Source organism: Fundidesulfovibrio magnetotacticus, from assembly GCF_013019105.1.
GTDB lineage: Bacteria > Desulfobacterota > Desulfovibrionia > Desulfovibrionales > Desulfovibrionaceae > Fundidesulfovibrio > Fundidesulfovibrio magnetotacticus.
Genome location: NZ_BLTE01000014.1, coordinates 139,655 through 160,712, shown reverse-complemented (window position 1 = coordinate 160,712; position 21,058 = coordinate 139,655). Strand labels below are relative to the sequence as shown.

The 21,058-nt window shown below is 67.2% G+C and carries 20 protein-coding genes; 12 read left to right on the top strand and 8 right to left on the bottom strand.

Going from position 1 to position 21,058, the window contains the following annotated elements; all coding sequences use genetic code 11:
- Positions 1–241: 241 nt before the first annotated feature.
- Entirely contained in the window at positions 242–790 is a 549-nt protein-coding gene (locus NNJEOMEG_RS15215; RefSeq protein WP_173085948.1) for a CBS domain-containing protein, read from the bottom strand.
- A gap of 138 nt (positions 791–928) precedes the next feature.
- Here NNJEOMEG_RS15215 and NNJEOMEG_RS15210 point away from each other — a divergent pair, with 138 nt between their 5' ends.
- Positions 929–1,267 (top strand): hypothetical protein, encoded by a 339-nt coding sequence (locus tag NNJEOMEG_RS15210; RefSeq protein ID WP_173085946.1) that lies wholly within the window; start codon positions 929–931, stop codon positions 1,265–1,267.
- A gap of 179 nt (positions 1,268–1,446) precedes the next feature.
- On the opposite strand, the gene NNJEOMEG_RS15205 is transcribed toward NNJEOMEG_RS15210, so the two are convergent.
- Together NNJEOMEG_RS15205 and NNJEOMEG_RS15200 are read right to left on the bottom strand one after the other, a co-directional pair.
- Positions 1,447–1,818, bottom strand: coding sequence for a PilZ domain-containing protein (locus NNJEOMEG_RS15205; RefSeq protein WP_173085944.1), 372 nt, complete (start codon positions 1,816–1,818; stop codon positions 1,447–1,449).
- A gap of 372 nt (positions 1,819–2,190) precedes the next feature.
- Positions 2,191–3,528: a UDP-glucose dehydrogenase family protein gene (locus NNJEOMEG_RS15200; RefSeq protein WP_173085942.1), complete on the bottom strand. Its 1,338-nt coding sequence runs from the start codon at positions 3,526–3,528 to the stop codon at positions 2,191–2,193.
- Positions 3,529–3,678: 150 nt separating this feature from the next.
- On the opposite strand from NNJEOMEG_RS15200, the gene NNJEOMEG_RS15195 reads away from it, so the two are divergent.
- The 7 genes from NNJEOMEG_RS15195 to cimA all read left to right on the top strand — a co-directional run bounded on the left by NNJEOMEG_RS15195 (position 3,679) and on the right by cimA (position 10,432).
- Complete coding sequence (locus tag NNJEOMEG_RS15195; RefSeq protein ID WP_173085940.1) at positions 3,679–4,404, top strand: pyridoxine 5'-phosphate synthase; 726 nt, start codon at positions 3,679–3,681, stop codon at positions 4,402–4,404.
- A 27-nt stretch (positions 4,405–4,431) separates the two neighbouring features.
- Positions 4,432–4,806, top strand: coding sequence for a holo-[acyl-carrier-protein] synthase (locus tag NNJEOMEG_RS15190; RefSeq protein WP_173085938.1), 375 nt, complete (start codon positions 4,432–4,434; stop codon positions 4,804–4,806).
- Between the two features lie 11 nt (positions 4,807–4,817).
- Entirely contained in the window at positions 4,818–6,386 is a 1,569-nt protein-coding gene (locus tag NNJEOMEG_RS15185) for an NAD(P)H-hydrate dehydratase (RefSeq protein WP_235956994.1), read from the top strand.
- Entirely contained in the window at positions 6,373–6,828 is a 456-nt protein-coding gene (locus NNJEOMEG_RS15180) for a CBS domain-containing protein (protein ID WP_173085936.1), read from the top strand. Before NNJEOMEG_RS15185 ends, NNJEOMEG_RS15180 begins: the two co-directional genes overlap by 14 nt.
- Before the next feature lie 2 nt (positions 6,829–6,830).
- A complete protein-coding gene (gene tsaE, locus NNJEOMEG_RS15175) occupies positions 6,831–7,334 on the top strand; it encodes a tRNA (adenosine(37)-N6)-threonylcarbamoyltransferase complex ATPase subunit type 1 TsaE (protein ID WP_173085934.1) in 504 nt (167 codons plus the stop codon).
- On the top strand, positions 7,331–8,566 hold the full coding sequence (locus tag NNJEOMEG_RS15170) for an aspartate kinase (RefSeq protein WP_173085931.1): 1,236 nt from the start codon (positions 7,331–7,333) through the stop codon (positions 8,564–8,566). The genes tsaE and NNJEOMEG_RS15170 overlap by 4 nt, the downstream gene beginning before the upstream one ends.
- A 261-nt stretch (positions 8,567–8,827) precedes the next feature.
- A complete protein-coding gene (gene cimA, locus NNJEOMEG_RS15165; protein WP_173085929.1) occupies positions 8,828–10,432 on the top strand; it encodes a citramalate synthase in 1,605 nt (534 codons plus the stop codon).
- A gap of 440 nt (positions 10,433–10,872) precedes the next feature.
- Here the strand turns inward: cimA and NNJEOMEG_RS15160 are convergent, their stop codons facing one another.
- From NNJEOMEG_RS15160 to NNJEOMEG_RS15145, 4 genes are all read right to left on the bottom strand, one after another.
- Positions 10,873–12,540 carry an SGNH/GDSL hydrolase family protein gene (locus NNJEOMEG_RS15160; RefSeq protein ID WP_173085927.1) on the bottom strand — a complete coding sequence of 556 codons (1,668 nt, stop codon included), beginning with the start codon at positions 12,538–12,540 and terminating at the stop codon, positions 10,873–10,875.
- Positions 12,541–13,109: 569 nt separating this feature from the next.
- Positions 13,110–13,853 carry an alpha/beta hydrolase gene (locus tag NNJEOMEG_RS15155; protein ID WP_173085925.1) on the bottom strand — a complete coding sequence of 248 codons (744 nt, stop codon included), beginning with the start codon at positions 13,851–13,853 and terminating at the stop codon, positions 13,110–13,112.
- Positions 13,854–13,857: 4 nt separating this feature from the next.
- On the bottom strand, positions 13,858–14,616 hold the full coding sequence (mtnP, locus tag NNJEOMEG_RS15150; protein ID WP_173085923.1) for an S-methyl-5'-thioadenosine phosphorylase: 759 nt from the start codon (positions 14,614–14,616) through the stop codon (positions 13,858–13,860).
- A gap of 62 nt (positions 14,617–14,678) precedes the next feature.
- Entirely contained in the window at positions 14,679–15,194 is a 516-nt protein-coding gene (locus NNJEOMEG_RS15145; RefSeq protein WP_173085922.1) for an adenine phosphoribosyltransferase, read from the bottom strand.
- 109 nt (positions 15,195–15,303) lie between these two features.
- On the opposite strand from NNJEOMEG_RS15145, the gene NNJEOMEG_RS15140 reads away from it, so the two are divergent.
- Positions 15,304–15,882 (top strand): hypothetical protein, encoded by a 579-nt coding sequence (locus NNJEOMEG_RS15140; RefSeq protein WP_173085920.1) that lies wholly within the window; start codon positions 15,304–15,306, stop codon positions 15,880–15,882.
- Here the strand turns inward: NNJEOMEG_RS15140 and NNJEOMEG_RS15135 are convergent.
- Positions 15,879–17,822 carry a hypothetical protein gene (locus tag NNJEOMEG_RS15135; RefSeq protein ID WP_173085919.1) on the bottom strand — a complete coding sequence of 648 codons (1,944 nt, stop codon included), beginning with the start codon at positions 17,820–17,822 and terminating at the stop codon, positions 15,879–15,881. The genes NNJEOMEG_RS15140 and NNJEOMEG_RS15135 overlap by 4 nt on opposite strands.
- 160 nt (positions 17,823–17,982) lie before the next feature.
- On the opposite strand from NNJEOMEG_RS15135, the gene NNJEOMEG_RS15130 reads away from it, so the two are divergent.
- From NNJEOMEG_RS15130 to NNJEOMEG_RS15120, 3 genes are all read left to right on the top strand, one after another.
- A complete protein-coding gene (locus tag NNJEOMEG_RS15130; protein ID WP_173085917.1) occupies positions 17,983–19,308 on the top strand; it encodes an amidohydrolase in 1,326 nt (441 codons plus the stop codon).
- An 86-nt stretch (positions 19,309–19,394) separates the two neighbouring features.
- Entirely contained in the window at positions 19,395–19,631 is a 237-nt protein-coding gene (locus NNJEOMEG_RS15125) for a PxxKW family cysteine-rich protein (protein ID WP_173085915.1), read from the top strand.
- A 119-nt stretch (positions 19,632–19,750) separates the two neighbouring features.
- A complete protein-coding gene (locus tag NNJEOMEG_RS15120) occupies positions 19,751–20,983 on the top strand; it encodes a M20 family metallo-hydrolase (RefSeq protein WP_173085913.1) in 1,233 nt (410 codons plus the stop codon).
- Positions 20,984–21,058 lie beyond the last annotated feature (75 nt).

Here is a 21,058-nt window from a genome sequence, read left to right as displayed (position 1 = left end):
ATCGGGGCCTCGGCCAACGTGATCGTGGTGGGCATGAGCGAGAAGGCCGGGCACAAGATCACCTTCCTGCGCTTCATGAAGTACGGCATGCCCGTGATGATTTTGACCGTGGCCATCTCCATGGCCTATCTCTATCTGCGCTACTACGTGCTGGGCTGGTAGCCGGACATCGCCTCGGCGCGCCCGCCCGGCGGGCGCACCGCCTCGCCCGTCTTTCCCCGGCGTGGCCCGCGCGGACGTTTCAACCGTCTGTCGACGTGGCGCAGCGCACGGCGCGGCGCATGAGGGCGTCGAACACGCCGGCGGCGTCCACCACGCCCAGCACCTCGCCCTTGCGGACCACCAGGAGGTAGTCCCTGCGCCGCAGCACCATGAGGTCCACGGCCACGTCGGCGGTGGATTCGGCGTCGATGGTCTCCTCGCGGGCCGGGGGGCGCAGCAGATCGCGCACCGTGAGCGCGGCGGCCCGGTCGGAGAGGGCCTCCAGGGACTGCGGGGAGAGGTTCACTTCTTCCAGGAAGAAGCCCACCAGGCTTTGCCCCATGCCCTGCTCCTTCATGGCGTCGAAGAAGCCGTCGCGGGCGTACTCGGGGTTGAGCCCGCGCAGGAGGTCCACCATGCCGAGCGCCCCCAGCATCCGGCCCGAAGCGTCGCGCACGGCCACGATGAGGGGCACCGGGGCGTCGGAGGCGCTGCGCTTGAGGGCCTCCGCCGCGTCGAGCAGGCAGGTCTCGGGAGAAACGGAGGGCAGGGCTTCGAGGGGGGTCATGACGGCCTGAACGCTGTCCATGGGCTCGGGTCTCCTTGAGGTGGCGTGTCCCAGGAAAACACGCCCGGCGCTCCCTGGCAAGCCCGCAGGGAACGGCGCGCTTGCATGGCGGGCTCACTGCCGTTACAAGACGGCTCTCCAAACGCCGCAAGGACCGCCATGACATCCACAGACACCATCAACGCCCTGCTCGCCCCCCTGGGGCTCAAGACCACCCACGCCTTCGACGGCATCCACTTCGTGGAGCACAACCTCTTCCTGGTGCTCGACTCCAAGGACGACGGCCTGCTGCTCCTGTGCTTCAACCAGGACTGCCCCCCCGACAAGGCCGCCCTGGCCGCCCTGACGCTCTATTCGCGGGCCTCGGAGCTGGACCTGGAGCTGGGCCTCTCGGGCACCTACACCATGGAAGAGCTGCCCGGCCAGGAGATCAAGCTGCACTTCCACCCCCAGCAGACCGTGAAGGAAAGCCACGGCGGCAACGGCCTGACCCACTGAACACGGCCGGGACAGGCCCGACGCCCTGGCGGCAAGGCCTTCGCCCGGACTTGGCGCGTGCGCCGTTGCCCGCGCCCATCCGTGTTGCCCCCTGGGAAACCTTCCGGGCGGCCGTCAAGACAGACCGTTCGATCAAGGCTTGAAACTTGAAAGCCCGTCAGGCTTTCAAGGCCGCGACCCTATTCCTTCCGGGAGACCTCGAAAGCGGGCCTCACAAGCTCCCTGTCGATGGCGTCGGGGTCGTCGGAGTGGTAGCGCACGAGGTTGCGCAGGTGGAGGAAGGCTTCTTCGTCCATGCTCTCGAAGTCCAGGGCCAGGCCGGTGGCGTCGTTTCGCACCACGCGGGCCTCCACGTGGAAGCCGATGGTCCTGCTCAGGCTGACGGTGAGGGTACACCGGTCCACCCGGCCGAGTTCCGGCTCCGGCTCGCAGAGCACGCCCTTGAGGCTCATGTTCAGGATGCGCACGGGGTGCTTGTGGAGGTTGCCCCAGGCCAGGACGGCCTCGATGTCCATGGGCACGCGGCTGCGCTTGCGGTTGTCGTGGGTCATGGGGTCCTCCCTGCCTGGGTCGGCGGAAAGCTGGCCCGCCGGGACGCGGCCGCGCGCGGGCGGCACCCCGCCGGATGGCGGACGCCCCGCTGACCTTCATGTGCCGATAGCAGAAAATGTCGACCAGGGGAACAGGCCCGGGGTCCGTAAGAGTCGATCCATCGGGGGGCTCTCGCGGACGGGGCGGCGGAAGACCTGGCGCGAAGCCCTCGACGCCGAGCCTCGCACGGGGAGGGGCGTATGGCGGCTGCTTCTTCCGAAGCGAGCCGCCCGCAAGCGGCTCCCACAAACCCCGTTTCGGGGTTTGTTATCGAACTGAAAAGGGCCGCCGGTTTCCCGGCGGCCCCGTGTGGCGTACCGTGGTCGCTCGAACTACTTGGGGTCCTTGCGGCCGATGCAGAAGTAGGCGAAGCCCAGCTCGCCCATGAAGGAGGGCGAGTAGAGGTTGCGGCCGTCGAAGATCAGGGGCGCCTTGATGGTCTTCTTGATGCGCTCGAAGTCCGGGTTGCGGAACTGGTTCCACTCGGTGACCACGGCCAGGGCGGCCGCGCCTTCCAGGGCGGCGTACTGTTCGTCCACCACTTCCACGTTGGGGTCGCCCGCGAACTCCTTGCGGGTGTTGGGACCGGCCACGGGGTCGAAGCAGCGCACCTTCATGCCTTTGGCGGTGAGGTCGCGGATGAGCTCGAACGCGGCGGCCTCGCGCACGTCGTCGGTGTTGGCCTTGAAGGCCAGGCCCCAGATGGCCAGGGTCTTGCCGACCACGCCGCCCTGCGGCTCGAAGTACTTGAGGATCTTGCCCGAGAGCACGTGCTTCTGGCGGTTGTTCACCTCGTCCACGGAGGCCAGCAGCTGGGGCTCGAACTCGTACTGGCGCGAGGTGTCGATGAGGGCCTTCACGTCCTTGGGGAAGCAGGAGCCGCCGTAGCCCATGCCGGGGTAGATGAACTGGTAGCCGATGCGGTGGTCGCTGCCGATGCCCACGCGCACGTCGCGCACGTCGGCGCCCACGCGCTCGCAGATGTTGGAGATCTCGTTGATGAAGGAGATCTTGGTGGCCAGCATGCAGTTGGCGGCGTACTTGGTCATCTCGGCGGAGCGCACGCTCATGACGATGAGCTTGTCGCGGCTGCGGGCGAAGGGCGAATAGAGGGCCTTGAGCAGCTCGGCGGTGCGCACGTTCTCGGTGCCCACCACCACGCGGTCGGGCTTGAGGAAGTCGTTGACGGCGTCGCCTTCCTTGAGGAACTCGGGGTTGGAGACCACGTCGAACTCCAGGGACACGCCGCGCGCCTTGAGCTCCTCGGCGATGATGGAGCGCATCTTGTCGGCGGTGCCCACGGGCACGGTGGATTTGTCCACCACGATCTTGTAGTCCTGCATGTTCTGGCCGATCTCCTTGCCCACCTGGTAGACAAAGGAGAGATCGCACGAGCCGTCGGGCTTGGAAGGAGTGCCCACGCACACGAACACGAAGAGGGCATGCTCCATGCCTTCCTTGATGGACGTGGTGAACTTCAGGCGGCCCTGCTCGGTGTTGCGCTTGACGATTTCGTCGAGGCCGGGTTCGAAGATGTGAACCTTGCCTTTCCTAAGATTTTCAACAACTTCGGGATTGATGTCCACGCAGCAGACGTCGTTGCCCATTTCGGCGAAGCAGGCGGCGCTGACGAGGCCGACATAACCGGTTCCCACAATGCACAGGTTCATATCCGCGCATCTCCATTTCGTGTTTGGTTTCTGAGCCCCCAAGGGGCAGCACCCGATACGAGCGCCGGGGAGCTTTGTCAACAAGAGCTTGTGGCTGGTGAGCGCAAAAGATATACGGCACGTTTGATACGGAACGCAAGGAGAACGTCCATGCCCATTCTGGCCGTCAACGTCGACCACGTGGCCACCCTGCGCCAGGCCCGCCTGGCCCAGGAGCCCGACCCCGTCACAGCCGCCCACCTGGCCGAGATCGCCGGGGCCAGGGCGATCATCGTCCACCTGCGCGAGGACCGCCGCCACATCCTGGACCGCGACGTGGCCCTCCTGCGCCAGCTCGTGAAGACCCGGCTCCATCTGGAAATGGCCGCCACCCCCGAAATGGGCCGCCTGGCCCTGGGCATCCGGCCCCACATGGTCTGCCTGGTGCCCGAGAAGCGCCAGGAGCTCACCACCGAGGGTGGCCTGGCCTGCGCCGGGCGCGAAAAGGAGCTGGCGGACTTCCTGGCCCCGCTGCACGCCGCGGGCATCGGCTCCAGCCTGTTCATCGACGCCGAACCCGCCCAGATCGAGGCCGCCAGGGCCATCGGGGCCGAATACATCGAGATCCACACCGGGGCCTACGCCGACGCCCCCACGCCCCAGGACCGCCAGCGCGAACTGGAGCGCGTGCTCGCGGGCATCCGCCTGGGCCGCGAACTGGGCCTCAAGGTGAACCTGGGCCACGGCCTGAACTACGACAACGTATGGGCCTTCAAGGACGTGACCGGCGTGAGCGAATACTCCATCGGCCACAGCATCATCTCGCGCGCCGTGCTCACGGGCATCGGCGAGGCCGTGGGGACCATGGCCGGGATCATCCGTGGCTTCGCGGACTAGCGCCTCGCAAAACCGGGGGGACTTCCCGTGATCGTGGGCCTTGGCATCGACGTGGCGGAGCTGGACCGCATCCGCGACTCCCTGGAGCGCCACGGCGAGCGCTTCCTCCACAAAATACTCTCCGAGGCTGAGATCGCCCAGCGTCCGCGCAACGCCGTGCCCTGGCTGGCCGCGCGCTTCGCCGCCAAGGAGGCCGCCGCCAAGGCCCTGGGCACGGGGATCTCCGGCGGAGTGACCTTCAAGGACATCGAAATCCTCTCGGAGCCCTCGGGCAGGCCCGTGCTGCGCCTTTCCGGCGCGGCCCTTGAGCGGGCCAAGGCCCTGGGCGTCACCCACTCCCACGTGAGCCTCACCCACGGCCGCGACACCGCCGCCGCCGTGGTGGCGCTCGAAGCACCCTGAACGCGAGGCCCATGGCCATGATCGACCCGCTGCTCACCGCCCCCCTGCTCACCCCGGCCGAGATGAACGCCTGGGACCGCGAGGCCGCGCGCCTGGGCCTGAAGACCGAACTGCTCATGGAGAACGCCAGCCGCGAGGCCCTGCACGCCCTGGCGGAGAAGCTGGACGGGGTGCGCGGCAAGTCCGTGCTCTGTCTGGCGGGCCCCGGCAACAACGGCGGCGACGCCGTGGCCCTGGCCCGGCACCTGCACGACGCAGGGGCCGAGGTGGTGCTGGGCCTGGCCCGGCCCTCCGGGGCCCACAAGGGCGCTCCGGGCTTCCACCTGCGCCTGGCGCGGCGCGCGGGCGTGGTGGTCCTCCGGGCCGCGCAGGCCCTGGAAGAGGCCAAGGCCCAGCCGCCCGACGCCGTGGTGGACGGCCTGCTGGGCACGGGTCTCTCGGGCGACCCCAGGCCGGACACGGCCGCGCTCATCGATGCCGTGAACCGGCTGGGCCAGCGCTCCTTCGTGCTGGCCCTGGACATCCCCTCGGGCCTGTGCGGGCTCACGGGCCGCCCGGGCAGCCCCACCGTGATCGCCGACGCCACCGTGAGCTTCGAAACCGCCAAGCTGGGCCTGGCCCTGCCCCAGGCCTCGCCCTACGTGGGGGAGCTCCTGGTGCGCCCCATCGGCATCCCCCGGGCCGTGCGCGAGGCCCTGCCCCCGGCCCACCGCCTCCTGGCCCCGGAGCTGGCGCTCATGCTCCCCCTGCCCGACCCGGCCATGCACAAGGGCGCGGCGGGCAGGCTCCTGGTGCTGGGCGGCTCACCCGGGCTCACGGGAGCGCCGTTCCTCTCGGCCCTGGGCGCGCTGCGCTGCGGGGCGGGGCTGGTCACGGCGGCCTGCCCGCGCGGGCTCGAACCCGTGCTCAAGGCCGGGTGCCCCGACGTGATGACCCTCCCCCTGGGCGAGGGCGAACAGTGGGACGCATCCATGGCCGCCCCGATCCGTGAGCACCTGGAGGCCTGGGACGCCCTGGTGATCGGCCCGGGCCTGGGCCGCACGCCCGGCGCGGCCCGGTTCCTGGAAGCCCTGCTGCAGGGCGGCCCCCTGCCCCCGGCCGTGTGGGACGCCGACGCTCTTTTCTGGCTGGCCGCGCATCCCCGGCGGCTGGAGCGCTCCGTGATCACCCCGCACCCGGGCGAGGCGGCCCGGATGCTGGGGCTCGCCATTCCGGAGATCGAGTCCGACCGCGCGGGCTGCGTGCGCCGCCTGGCCGAAAGCACCGGAGCGGCCGTGGTGCTCAAGGGTCCGGCGTCGCTGATCTGCCAGGGGGGCGACCCCTCCGGGTCGGTGTACGTCTCCCCCTTCGCGGAGCCCAACCTGGCGGTGGGCGGTTCCGGCGACGTGCTCTCGGGCGTGGCCGGAAGCCTGCTGGCCCGTGGCGTTTCCCCCTTGCTAGCCGCCTGCCTGGGGGTGTATTGGCACGGACTCGCCGGGCGTCTCGTGTCCGGCGAATTCCCCTACCGGGGCAACCTGGCCTCCGAGATCGTCCAGGCCCTGCCCCGCGCCCTCACGGAGTGGCTCGATGCTGAAAGCTAAAGACATCATGACCGCCCAGGTGGTCACCCTCACGCCCGACACCTCCATCGCCGAGGCCGCCCAGACGCTTCTTGAGAAGCGCATCAACGGCTGCCCGGTGGTGAACGCCTCCGGGAAACTCGTGGGCATCCTCTGCCAGTCGGACCTGGTGGCCCAGCAGAAGCGGCTCTCGCTTCCCACGGTGTTCACCCTGCTCGACGGGCTCGTGCCCATGACCTCCATGGCCGACCTGGACCGCGAGATGGAGAAGATCGCCGCCATCAGCGTGTCCCAGGCCATGACCCCCGATCCCCAGACCGTGACCCCCGAGACCCCCGTGGAGGACGTGGCCACCCTCATGGTGGACCGGGGCTTCCACACCGTGCCGGTGATGGAAGCGGGCCGGGTGTGCGGCGTGATCGGCATGGAGGACATTCTGCGCACCCTTTCCGCCAGGAAATAGCCGTGGCCGGGCTCTTCCTGCCCGGCGAGCCCGAAACCCTGGCCCTGGGCGCGGCCTTGGCCCGCTGCCTGCCCGAGGGATGGGACAACCCCGCGCTGTGCTTGCAGGCCGGGCTCGCTTCGGGCAAAACCACGCTCACGCGGGGACTCGTGGAGGCGCTGCCCGGCGGCGACCAGGCCGAGGTGGCCTCCCCGAGCTTCAACCTGGCCAACGTCTACCCCACCACGCCCCAGGTGGTGCACGTCGATCTCTTCCGGCTGGGCGAAGGCCTGCCCGGGGCCGATCTGGACGAAATCCTCGAAAGCCTCCACGCGGGCGCGGCGCGCCTGCTCGTGGTGGAATGGGCCGAGTACCTGCCGCCCGGCTTCCTGCCCGCGGACCATCTGCTGGTGCGCCTGGAGGAACAAGGCGACGGGCGCGAGGCCACGCTCACGGCCAACGGGCCGTGGGCCGCGCGCTGGCTGCAACGGATCAACGCAACCTCTTCACAGAGCGGCTCCTCATGAAAATCATGGTACAGAAGTACGGCGGCACGTCGGTCGCCGGGCTGGAACGGATGCGCAAGGTGCTCTCGCGGGTGCGGAATGGGCTAGACGAGGGCTACAAGGTCATCGTGGTCCTCTCGGCCATGGCCGGCGAGACCAACAAGCTCATCGGGCTGGCCAACGAATTCTCGGCAAAGCCCGATCCCGAGGAGATGGACGCCTTGGTGGTGAACGGTGAGAACGTCTCCATCGCGCTCTTCTCCCTCCTGGCCAAGTCCGAGGGCATCCGCGCCAAGTCGCTGCAGGGCTGGCAGATTCCCATCACCACCACCGACGCCTACATGAAGGCGCGCATCATCAGCATCGACGAAGCGCGCCTGCGCAACCTGCTCGAAGACCACGACGTGCTCGTGGTGGCGGGCTTCCAGGGCGTGGACTGCAAAGGTCGAATGACCACCCTGGGACGCGGCGGCTCCGACACCACCGGAGTGGCCCTGGCCGCCGCCGTGAAGGCCGACGTGTGCGAGATCTACACCGACGTGGACGGCGTGTTCACCACCGACCCCCGCGTCTGCTCCGCCGCCCGCAAGCTCGACCGCATCTGCTACGACGAGATGCTCGAACTGGCCAGCTCCGGCTCCAAGGTGCTCCAGATCCGCTCCGTGGAATTCGCCAAGAAATTCAACGTGCCCGTGCGGGTGCGCTCCACCTTTACCGATGATCCGGGGACGCTGGTCACCCAGGAGGACGACGCCATGATGGAAGATCTCGTGATTTCGGGCATCGCTTTCGACCGCGACCAGTGCCGCGTCACCGTCTACAAGGTGAAGGACAAGCCCGGCGTGGCCGCCACCATCTTCGGCGCCATCGCCGCCAAGCGCATCCTCGTGGACATGATCATCCAGAACACCAGCCACGACGGCTACACCGACATGACCTTCACCGTCTCCCGGGGCGACCTGGACCAGACCCTGGCCATCCTCGCGGGCGTCGGCGACGAGATCGGGGCCGAATCCGTGCAGCACGACACCAACGTGGCCAAGGTCTCCGTGGTGGGCGTGGGCATGCGAAACCACTCCGGCGTGGCCTCCACCATGTTCCAGGCCCTGTGCGACGAGAACGTGAACATCAAGCTCATCGCCACCTCCGAGATCAAGATCACCTGCCTGATCGACGAGAAGTACGTGGAACTGGCCGTGCGCGCCCTGCACACCGCCTTCGGACTGGACAAGGAACTCAAGGCCGCCTGCTAGCGCGGCCGTCGATCGCCGGACAATGGGGGGGGCGCCGCCGCGTCCCCCTTCCGGCCCGGACTGCCGGGAGGTCCGGCTCCTCCCGGATTGCCGGATGGGTCGGCCTTCTGCCGAAGAGACGGGAGGCATGGCCTCCTGCCGGAGACACGGGAGGCATGGCCTCCTGCCGGGAAGCGTCGGCGGACGTTTTCGCGGCCAGCGCCCCCGGCGGCAGCCGCCAGCCCGGGGACGACACGCCGGAAAGCCCGGCAAGGGGAGAGCATGGTCAAGGTCCAGATCTACGACACCACCCTGCGCGACGGCGCGCAGGCCGTGGACATCAACCTCACCGCCGAAGACAAGCTGCGCATCGCCCAAAAGCTCGACGACCTGGGCATCGACTACATCGAAGGCGGCTGGCCCGGCTCCAACCCCACCGACAAGCGCTTCTTCGAGGACATCCAGGCCCTCTCGCTCAAGCATTCGCGCATCGCGGCCTTCGGCTCCACCCACATGGCCAAGCACGCCGCCGAAAACGATCCCAACCTCAAGGCCCTGGCCGCCAGCCAGGCCCCGGTGATCACCATCTTCGGCAAGACCTGGGACCGCCACGCCGTGGAGGCCCTGCGCGTGGAGCCAGAACGCAACCTGGAGCTCATCGGGAACTCCCTGGCCTGGCTGCGCCCGCGCTGCAAGGAACTCTTCTTCGACGCCGAGCACTTCTTCGACGGCTTCCGCGCCAACCGCGACTACGCCATGGAATGCCTGAAGCGCGCCCATCAGGCCGGGGCCGACGTGCTCGTGCTCTGCGACACCAACGGCGGCACGCTGCCCTGCGACGTGCGCAAGATCTGCGACCACGTCACAAAGGCACTCCCCCTGGCGCGCATCGGCATCCACGCCCACAACGACACCGACATGGCCGTGGCCAACTCCCTCATGGCCGTGCAGGCAGGGGCCGTGCAGGTGCAGGGCACCGTGAACGGCTTCGGCGAGCGCTGCGGCAACGCCAACCTCTGCTCCATCATCCCCACGCTGGAGCTCAAGCTCAAGCGCCAGGCCCTGCCCAAGGGACGCCTGCACCTGATCACCGAAACCTCGCGCTTCGTGGACGAGGTGGCCAACCGCGTGCCCTTCGCGCGCCAGCCCTACGTGGGCGAGTCCGCCTTCACCCACAAGGCCGGTGTGCACGTGGCCGCCGTGGCCAAGGACTCCAGCCTCTACGAGCACGTGCAGCCCGAGAAGGTGGGCAACCTGCGCCAGGTGGTGCTCTCGGATATGTCCGGCCAGGCCAACATCCTCTTCAAGGCCAAGGAATACGGCATCACCCTGGAAAAGGGCTCGCCCGAGGTGCTGGAGATCCTGCGCGAGATCAAGGAAAAGGAGGCCGTGGGCTACGAATACTCGGCCTCGGAGGCCTCCTTCGAGCTGCTCATGCGCCGCGCCCTGGGCATGACGCGCCGCTACTTCAGCCTGGTGAAGTACCGCGTGCTGGACTGGAAACAGACCGGCTGCGAAGACCCCCTGGCCGAGGCCACCGTGATGGTCCAGGTGGGCGGCCACGTGGAGCATACGGCCGCCGTGGGTCTTGGCCCCGTGAACGCCCTGGACAACTCCCTGCGCAAGGCCCTGGTCCGTTTCTACCCCAAAATCAGCGAAATCCGGCTGCTGGACTTCAAGGTGCGCGTGCTCAACGCCAAGACCAAGCACGACTCGGGCACGGCGTCCCACGTGCGCGTGCTCATCACCACCGGCGACCAGACCGACACCTGGACCACCGTGGGCGTCTCCCACAACATCATCCAGGCCAGCTGGCAGGCCCTGGAAGACGCGGTGAACTACAAGCTGGTGATGGAAGACAAGAAGAAGCAGCAGGGGAAGTGCTAGCGACGCTTTGCCAGGGGGAAGAAACCAGCATTTCCGGGTGAGGCCCTCAGGTTGGCCTTGCAGCCGTTCGTGCAGGCAACGCGCCCCGAAGTGCGTTGCGCCTGCCCCTCAGGGCCGCTTCCGCCTCCCTGAGACCTGAGGGCGGCCAGTCTAGTGCATGCGGGAGCCATTCCTTTCCGCGAAGGCCCTGGGTGACGTTATCCCCAGGCCTCTTTGGTGTGGATCTCGATGCAGAGGCCGCGCCAGTCTTCGATGACGCCCCTGGCTTACGTTCTGGAGCGTAACCGCCCCGTGGACAGCCCCCCGGTCCGCCCCTCCCCGGCGGCAAGAACCGGCCTTCCCATTCCGCAGGGCCCCTTCCTTGCTAGAGCCGTATCGCTGGTCAGAATTGATCCCGGGGCGCGGGGCGTGCCAAAGAGCGCTCGGTCACGCCCGGGGAGTTACTGGTTATCAATCGACAAGTGCAGCACGGCTGCGTTCAAAGTCCGGGCATCGGCGGGCGCGAAATCGAACCCCTGATGGTTGCCCTGCAAGAACACGAGGTTCACCTGATTCTCACCGGCCTTGGCCGTAATCTGGCAAGTCCCCTCTCTTTTTTCCACCAGCCATTTCTGCGCGGGAATGTCAGTGGCTTTGTACACCTCCACCCCGTTCGCTTGAATGGAAAGCCCCTGGCCAGGGATGGGGTTGTTGATGGCGAATTCGATGCGCAGACGCTGTCCGGCTTCTGCCGTAAATTTTAGGCCTATCATCCCCCCATAGGCCCAGCGCCATTTTCCCAGGGGATCGATCTCGATGTCGTCCAATCCGCTCACGTGGATGCGGCTTTTGGCGGAACAGACGCCGAACCATCCCACAAGGTCATGGCCCATGCAGGCTTCACCCGGCTCTAGAGGCCGCCAGGAAGACATCTCGGGGAAGAGGGCGTCGAGGTTGACGTTCTCCGCAGCCTGACCAGCCATATGGGTGAAGGCTTCGTTGCGGACCAACTCACGGCAGACAGCCTTGGCCAACAGATAATTGCCATACCTCGTGAAATGAAGATTGTCCGAGTATAACCGTTTGAGCCCCCATTCTTTGGCTTGTTCATCAAAAATGGGCTGCATATCAACATATGGCACCGATAATTTTGCGGCAATCTCTGCATTTGTCCGCTGAACGTAGGCGCGTCCAAAATCATACAACTTCAGAAGACCAGGATCAATCCTGTACGGCAGAGTGCTGGCGGACTCCTCATTCTTCATTGTTCCGTCAACAATCCAAGGATAGTTAAGGAGCACAACCCCCTTGTGCTTTTCTCGAAGAATGGACACCATTCGCTCTACGTTACGCCTGTAGCCAAACAGACCCATCTTTTCACGCATCTTTAAATCAAAATTGAGCGACTCCAGCCAGTCTTGAACAGTTCTTCCCGCGTGCTCCATCAAGGAATACAGGGCAGACACCCGCAGGAATGCACTGATGCGGCCGACGAAACTCTCCGAATTATTGTTCACCAATTGAGAGAGATAGGGTGATCCGGCACCATTGGCGAAGTGTTCAAGAGCCTTTTTATCGATGGAGTAAGCGGCCATGACATCATTGAGCCCATCCATGAAGACATAGAAATCAGGATCGTAGCGATCAAACTCTTTCTCAACGCGCAACAGACTATGCCAGCTATGATAACCGAACACGCCAGCGTTGATAACCTCAATGCGCTGACCTTTCGGGAATACTTTACGCAACAGCTCCTCGAGAATATACGGATATGTATAATTGTCACCACCTGCGTTTGATCCTATTGTTGTCGACCCTCCAACACACATCACTCTTATTGTGTCTTTTGGTTTAGACACCTGGAAATCTTTGCCACGGAACCCGAGACTATTGAACGAGTATTCTCCGACCTTTTTCCCCTCTATCAGGCGGTATCCGAGAAGATCATCTTTCGCTGCATACTCCCCTTTCTGGAAGCTCTGCATGTCCATAAAATCAACCTTTGCAGGCCCGCTTTCATCACGCACAGATACATAAAAATACAATTTGCTCGCAAATTCAAGAAACACGAAAACAGCAGCAGTCGTGAGCAACAACAGAACAAATGATTTGAGCTTGCTTTCCGCCACGATTTTACCTTAAATACGGCAATAAATGCTTTTTAAATTATCACGCACCATGATCATGCCTGCCGATGCACACAAATCATGAGAAAACGCATGATAGGATGTGAAAAATGCATCACGCCAGAGTGTCCGCTCCGTTATTTTTGCCAACCAATATATCAGCCCTGCCAAACTCATCAAGCCCCAAGCTGGTCCTCTGGGAGCACCCCATATTGATGGACGGCGGATCGCCCTCAACTGATTCTTGCAGATGGTCTAACTATTCGGCCCTTGCCCCGCCCTGCCCCATTCGGGCCAGTTGAAACATGCGAGGCGCCTATCGCGGACGAAGGGGAGCCACCCGGAATACATGCTTTCAGGGGGGGCCTCTGAGGCCGCCGACTCCGACTTTGCGACACCGGTGGCAGTCCTCCGGGACCCGCGGACTGGAGCGCGGCGGCAGTGCCGCCAGCGAACGCCTCCCCCGCCAAAGAGGTTTGTCGTCGGCCCGGAAGGTCAGGCGCCTTGTGCCCGCCGGAGGCATCACTTCCCTAAGCTTGCCCTCGATCCTCGCGCCCCCGCAAGCCTCTGGTTCAGACTCCTTCCACGAAACCCACGCTGCGCCTCGCCACTTCCTCCCGCGTCTCCGCGTGCGTGGTGAGGATATGCCGCGAGGTCACGCGCTCGTCGATCCGCAGCACCACGGCCTCGCGCGTTTTCGAGCCCGTCCTGCCGGTGATCTCCCACAGATTTTCGATGGGCACCTTGCTGTCGCCCACGGCGTGCAGGGCCAGGAGCGGGGCCGTCACCTTGCCCAGGCAGCTCCGAACCTCGCGCAGGCCCGCTTCCAGCGAGGCCAGGGCGTTCAGGCCCGTGCTCGTCTCGTAGCCCTGCCAGGGGGCGATGCGGCGCGACTCCTCCTTGCGCGCGGCATTGGGCCACACGGGCCGCCAGCGGCGCAGCAGCGACAGAAGCGGCAGCCGCCAGTCCGTGGCCGCCGGGGGCCAGAAGCGGTAGAGGAACACGGGCGAGGCGATGGTGACCACGGCGGCGGGCCGGTAGCGCTGGGCCAGGGCCAGGGAAAGGCTCCCCCCCATGGAGAGCCCCAGCACGGCCACGCGGCCGTGTTCGCGCTCCAGGGTCTCGTAGTCGCGGGCGGCGCAGGCCAGCCAGTCCGGCCAGCCGGTGCGGTTCCAGGCCTCCACGGACTCGCCGTGGCCCGGCAGCAGGGGGACGCTCACGCAAAACCCCCTGGCCGAAAGGGCCTCGGCCAGGGGGAGCATCTCGAAGGGTTCGCCGCCGAACCCGTGCAGGAGCAGGCAGGCGGGACGGGTCACGGCATCAGGCCTTGGAGGCTTCCATGCCGGCGATCACCTCGATGAGCACGCCCGTCACCTTCTCCGCGTTCTGCTTGAAGATGTGCAGGATGTCCTCCCAGGTGACGGGGGGTTCGTCGGTCTTCCAGCAGTCGTAGTCGGTGGACATGGCCACCGCAGCGTAGGGGATGCCCGCCTCGGCGGCCAGGATGGCCTCGGTGGCGATGCTCATGTTGATCACGTCCGCGCCCCACTGGCGGAACATGTTGGATTCCGCGCGGGTGGAGAAGCGCGGGCCTTCGATGGTCACCACGGTGCCGGTGGGGTGGTGGCTGTAGCCGAACTTGGCGCAGGCCGCGATGAGCCTCTCGCGCAGGCCCTGGTCGAAGGGGTCGGCCATGGGGGTGTGCACGGGGCAGTGGGGCTCGAAGCGCTCGTGGAAGGTGAGGGGGCGCAGGCGGGTGAAGTCGATGAACTGGTCGAGCACCACCAGGTCGCCGCGTTTGATCTCGGCCTTGAGCGAGCCCACGGCCGTGGTGGCCAGGATGTGGGTGCACCCGGCGGCCTTGAGGGCCAGGATGTTGCCCCGGTAGTTCACGAAGGTGGGGGGGCAGGTGTGTCCCCGGCCATGGCGGGCCAGGAGCACCACGTCGCGGCCCTTGATGGTTCCCTGGCGCAGGGTGGAGTTGGGCTTGCCGTAGGGGGTGTCCGCCTCGAAGTCCCTGGGGTTTTCCAGGATGTCGGGGTTGTCCAGGCCGCTGCCGCCGATGATGCCGATCTTCATGTCGCTTGCGGGTTCCCTTGCCGGGCCGCGCCCGGCTGGTTGAGCTGTCGGGCCGGGGCCGTTCAGCTGATCTGGATGATGGAGTCCAGCGGCAGGCCGTTGAGCTTGTCGCGGCCGTTGAGGAAGCACAGTTCCACCAGGATGCCGATGCCCACGATCTCGGCCTCGAAATTCTTCATGAGCTGGAGCATGCCCGTGAGGGTGCCGCCGGTGGCCAGCACGTCGTCGATCACCAGGACCTTTTCGCCGTGCAGCAGGGCGTCCTCGTGCATGCAGAGGGTGTCGGTGCCGTACTCCAGGTCGTAGGTGACGGAGGCGGTCTTCCAGGGGAGCTTGCCCGGCTTGCGCACGGGCACGAAGCCGATGCCCAGCTTGTAGGCCAGGGCCGCCCCGAAGATGAAGCCGCGCGCCTCGGCGCAGACCACCTTGGTGGCGCCTTTGTCGGCGAAACGCTCGGCAAAGGTGTCGATGGCTTTGCGGAAGGCCACGCCGTCGCCCAGCAACGGGGTGATGTCGAAGAAGAGGATGCCCGGCTTGGGCACGTCGGGAATTTCCCGTAACAAGGCGCGAAGGTCCATGACAGCTCTCTCCTGAAAATGATATGTATGCCTTGGTGCCGCTACGTGAAACCGCGCATTTCGTCAAGCGACTCCGCGCCATGGTCTTGAAACAACAGGAGAATGCCTTTTGTTTTCCCGCCGAGCGTTCGTCACGCGTTACCTGCTGGCCCCACTGGCCGCCAACTTTGCCGTACTGGGATGGTTTGCCTCACGCGATCCCGGCTGGTGGGGGCTCAAGGGAGTTCTGCAACGGCTCGAATGCCTTGCGGGACGTCAGCCCGTGCTGGTGCAGGGTCTGCACCAGGAACTGCCCCAGGCGGGACCGCTGCCCCAACGGCTCCTGGCGGCCGAGCCGGGACAGCCGCGCCTGGAAACGGCTGACGCCCAGGACTGGAAGTTCTACACGGTCCCTGCCGGGCGGCCCGGCCAAACCCTGCTTTTCGAGGTGCGCCCGCAAAGCCGCGAGATGTCGTTTTATCCGCGCGTGAGCGGCGAGGACAGCTCGGTGGAACTCCTGCTGGAGCAGGGCGGAACGCCCAGGCGCGCGGCGCTGCTCCAGGGAAAGCAGGGCGTATGGACGCCCATCGGCGCGCGCTGGAGCGCCTCCGTCGCCTGTCACGACCCCGGCGCGCCGGTGGTGGCGCATGTGCGCCTGACGGGTCCCTGGGCTCAGCTTTGGGCCAGGGAGACGAGCGCCTTCTTCTAGTCCCCCACGCCGAGGCGCAGCACGGCCAGTGCGCCGTACTGCGTTTCCAGCCAGGCCCTACCCTCCACCGAGACTTCGAGCGTGACCGGCCCCTCGCCGGGCCGGGCCGTGAGGACCAGATCCCGACTCCCCTCCCCCCCTGCCTGCCGTGCGGCCAGCACCGCTCCATGGGAGTCGCGCAACACGCATCCGGCGCGGCCCCCCGCCAGACGCACGCGCGCCCGCGCCTCCATGCCGGGTCGAGCCTCGATAGCGTCGAAGGTCACGCGCAAGAAGCCCGGGACACCCTCCCGGGCCGGTGCCAGACCCTCCGTCTCCTGAGCGAGATCCTCCAACAGGACGGACAGCCCGGCCCCCTGGTCTTCCGGGGTAACGCCCCCGCCGGGCCCCACACGAAGCACCCTGGCGGCCGGATCGGGGACCAGGACGCGGTAGAATCCGGCCTGGGCGCTGGCTTTGTAGAACACGGCCAGGGCATCCGCGACGGCCCTGGCGGCGAAATCGCCGAAAAGCGCCACATGCCGGAAGCGGCGCGCGGCGATGTCGCGCACCAGGGCCGAGGAATCGGCCCGCCAGAATCCGGCCTGCTCGTAGAGGCTGGTTTCGATGGCGTCGAAGAAGACCACCTCCTTCCCAGGGCGACGGCCCAGGAACAGATGGCCACCTTCGGTGTTGGCCAGCACGGGGCCGTCCAGCGCCGCCAGGCGCCGCGAGCCCTCGTCCGTCCGATCCCGTATGCCGCCCGGGGACGGCACCGCCAGGAGCAGCGCCCCCAGCGCCAGGGCGCGCCCGGAAGGGCGCAGCCGTTCCAGTCGGGCGAGGAGCCCGCCGGCGGCCAGGAGGGATGCCGTCAGCGCTCCGAAGGCGTAGTTGACGTCCGCCCCCCAGGAGGCCAGCAGACTGGGGAGAAACAAGACATTCATGACCAGAAGCGCCGCGGGAAGCTCCCATCGACGCGCAAGCATCGATGCCGCGGCGCCCAGCGTCCCCAGAATCCACAGGGGCCGGAAAGCCTCCCAGACCTGCATGGCCCGCACCAGAAGGTTCTCCCCCGAACTGACCCCCGCGGCCGCGCTCATGCGCAGGGGATAGAGGAACACGTCCCGCAGGAAACCTTCCCCGAAGGCCAGCGAGAGCCCGCACAACAGAGCCCCCCCCGAAACCAGGACCGTCCCTGCGGCCCACGGGACGGCGCGCCGCCCAGCCGGCCCGGCCAGCGCCCCCCAGGCCAGGCACCCAAGCAGCCACGGCAGGGTCTGTTGCTTCGTGTACAGGGCCAGACAGAACAGTAGGCCGGAGCACACGGCGAGCCTTGCGGCCCGCCGCCCCCCCCGGGAGGCCAGGAGAAAGGCCCAAGCCCCGCCCAGGGCTAGGCTCCAGGCCAGCATGTCCGGCCGGGCGTGAATGCCCCAGGCCGCCAGCACGGGCTCGGCCAGGGCCAGGAGCGCAACGCCGAGGGCCGCCGTCCGGGAGCGCGTCCAGCAAAGGAGGAAGGCCCCGGCCATCGCCGCCAGGGCCAGATGGGCCGCGAAGCTAGCCAGCCGGGCCGCGCCGATGCCCCATTCCGTCAGGAGCGCGCTCGCTGCCGTGGCCGCATGGTAGACGGGGGGATAGATGGTCACGAGGAAGGGGTGGCCTTCCATGGACGGATAGATGTTCGCCCCCTGGGCCAGCAGCCACGCTTTGACGGTCTCGCGCCCTTCCATTGCGTTGAGGGGCATGGGGTTTGCCAGGGCGTCACGAAGCCCTGCCCACATGTCCTGTCCCCACCCTGCAGCCACGAAGCCCAGGGCGGCCGCGGCGATCCACCGCAGCCAGGAATCCGCGAGGGAGAGCCAGGCCAGCGTTGTCCGAACATGCGGGCGTCCGGCCAGGAGACGGTGCGTCGCGGCCCTGGCCCAGGCCAGATTGAGCGAAGCCACCACGCACGCGAGCCCCACGGCCTGCTCCGGCCAGCGCGCCCGCGCAATGAAAATGGCCGCCAGCCCCGCCAGCGGCATCCATAGCCGGATTCGATCCATACGAGACGGGGTATCCCCAGCCTCCCGGTCCGCGCAAGCTCAAACTTGACTTCCCACGTCCGGCGGGCACAATCGCACCATGATCGGGCACGACGACACCCTCCCCGCCGACCTGCTGCTGCGCGCCGGCATCCTCGTCCCCCAGGACGGGGAGCGCCGAGTCATCGATGACGCGGGCCTGGCCGTGAAGGGTTCCGCCATCGCCGCCGTGGGCCCCTGGAACGAACTGGCCGCAACGCCCGCCCGGGAGTTTCTGGACTGCTCCGGCGACGTGGTGCTGCCTGGCCTCGTGAACGCCCACACCCACGCGGCCATGACCGTGTTCCGGGGCCTGGGGGACGACCTGCCGCTCATGGAGTGGCTCTCCGGGCGCATCTGGCCCGCCGAAGCCCGGCTCTCGGCGGAGATCGTGGAGATCGGAACCACCCTGGCCTGCGCCGAGATGCTGGCCGGGGGGACCACCACCTTCAACGACCAGTACATCTTCGCCCGGGACGTTGCCCGGGCCGTTCATGCGGCCGGGATGCGCTGCGTGCTGGGCGAGGGCGTCTTCGACACCCCCAACGCCTCCTACGCCACCATGGACCAGGCCTTCGAGCGCGTGGCCGCCCTGGAGGACTCCTGCCGGGACAAGCCCCTGCTCACGACCTGCCTGGTGGCCCACTCAGTCTACGCCACAGGGCATGAAACGCTCAAGCGCCTGGCCGCGATGCGCCGCGCATCGGGGGGCATCCTCACCCTGCACGCGGCCGAGAACGCCCAGGAGACGGCCCTGTGCCTGGAGCGCTTCGGCAAAAGGCCCCTGGCCGTGCTGGACGGCCTGGGGCTCCTGGAGCCGGGGCTGCTCCTGGCCCACTGCGTGCAGGTCGAGGCGGCCGAGGCCCTGCTCCTGGCGGAGCGCGGCGTGGCCGTGGCCCACTGCCCGCGCAGCAACATGAAGCTGGCCTCGGGCATGGCTCCCGTAACGGCCATGCGCCGCGCCGGAGTGCGCATGGGCCTGGGCACGGACGGAGCGGCCAGCAACAACGCGCTGAACATGTTCTCCGAGATGGGCGCGGCGGCCCTCTTGGCCAAGGTCTGCGAGGGCGACCCCACCGCCCTGCCCGCCCGAGACGTGCTGGACATGGCCACCCGCGAGGGCGCGGCGGCCCTGGGCCTGGACAACGTAGGCGCGCTGGCCCCCGGCATGCAGGCCGACCTGATCGCCCTGCGCCGCGACCACCCGGCCCTCCAGCCCGGATTCGATCCCGTCTCGGACCTGGTCTACGCCGCCCACGCAGCGCCCGTGCGCCTGACAATGGCGGCCGGGCGCGTGCTCTACAAGGACGGCCGCCATCTGACCATCGACCGCCGCGAACTGGACCTTGCGCTGGAAGGCGTGCGACAATGGGCGCGCGGGGGTTGACAGAAACCGCCGAATGATGAAAAGGATCGCGGTTCCCAGCGACACGAATCGTATCGCCCAACCGGGCGTCAACGGAGGATGATTCCATGAGCTACGTGGTCAACGGCGTCGAGTGCCTGCCCATCGTCGAAAAGTGCGAGGGCTGCGAGCGCGCCAAGGAAGTGGAAGGCGCCAAGTACTGCACCAGCTACCCCCAGCCGGAACGCAAATGGTCCCACGGGGTGTGCAACTTCGCCACCCACGTGAAGGCCGAGAAGGACAAGACCGGCAAGGTCAAGGTGAACCCCCTCAAGGCCTCCAAGCGCGCCGCGCGCGGCCGCTAACCCGCGGTTTCGGGCGGGGGCTTCGGCTCCCGCCTTTTTTTCCAGCCGCCTTGCCAACAGCGCGTCCGAGGGGATAGGATCGCCCGGCGATCCATATCCCGCATTCTTCGGAGATTTCCATGCCCGCCGAACTGCTTCGCTCCATCGCCGCCTCGCGAGACGTCGTGGTGAATCTGCAACGCGCCATGGTGGCCATCCCCGCCGTGGGGCCGGACAACGGCGGCCACGGCGAGCGCGCCAAGGCCGACTTCATGCTCGGCTGGCTTGCGGAGCACGGCATCACCGACGTGGAGGAGTTCCGCGCCCCGGACAGGCGCGTCCCCTGCGGCCACCGCCCCAGCATCAAGGCCGTGGTGCCGGGGAAAGACGCCTCGCGCACCCTCTGGGTGATTTCCCACCTGGACGTGGTGCCCCCCGGCGACCCCACCCTCTGGACCGGCGACCCCTTCGAGATGGTCCTGGACGGCGAGGCCATGGTGGGCCGGGGCGTGGAGGACAACCACCAGGGCGTTGTTGCCTCCCTGCTGGTGGCCAAGGGTCTGGTGGAACTGGGGATCACCCCGCCCGTGAACTACGGCGTGCTCCTCGTGGCCGACGAGGAGAACGGCTCCAAGTACGGCCTGGACTGGCTCCTCAAGAACCACCCGGAACTCTTCGGCGGCAACGACCTCTACATCATCCCGGATTTCGGCATCCCGTCGTCGGAGATGGTGGAGGTGGCCGAGAAGAGCATGCTCTGGCTCAAGATCACGCTTTCGGGAAAGCAGTGCCACGCCTCCTCCCCCGAGGAGGGCGTGAACACCCTGGTGGCCAGCGCGGCCTTCATCCTGCGCCTGACCAAGCTCCACGACCGCTTCCCGGCCGTGAACGAACTCTTCAAGCCCGCCAACTCCACGTTCCAGCCCACCAAGAAAGAGGCCAACGTGGAGAACGTGAACACAATCCCCGGCCGGGACGTGTTCTACATCGACTGCCGCGTGCTGCCCCAGTACGACCTCGACGACGTGCTCGAGGCCGTCTACGAGATGGGCCGCGAGATCTGCCAGTCCTACGGCGTCACCGCCCAGTACGACCTGGTGCAGAAGGAGCAGGCCGCTCCGGCCACGCCCAAGGACGCCCCCGTGGTGCGGCGCGTGCTGCGCGCGGTGAAGGAGGTCTACGGCGGCACCCCCCGGCCCATGGGCGTGGGCGGCGGCACCGTGGCCGCCTACCTGCGCCGCGCGGGGCTCGACGCCGTGGTCTGGGCCACCTGGACCCCCAATGCCCACCAGCCCAACGAGCGCTCCCTGATCAAGAACAACATCGGGGACGCCCAGGTGATCGCCCGGGCGCTCTTCGACCAACAGGACTAGGCGCACGGGGCCGGCGCGACCGGCCCCACGCCACGCCGCCATGCCAGAGAGCCCCCTCCCCCCGGCCGGTCCGTC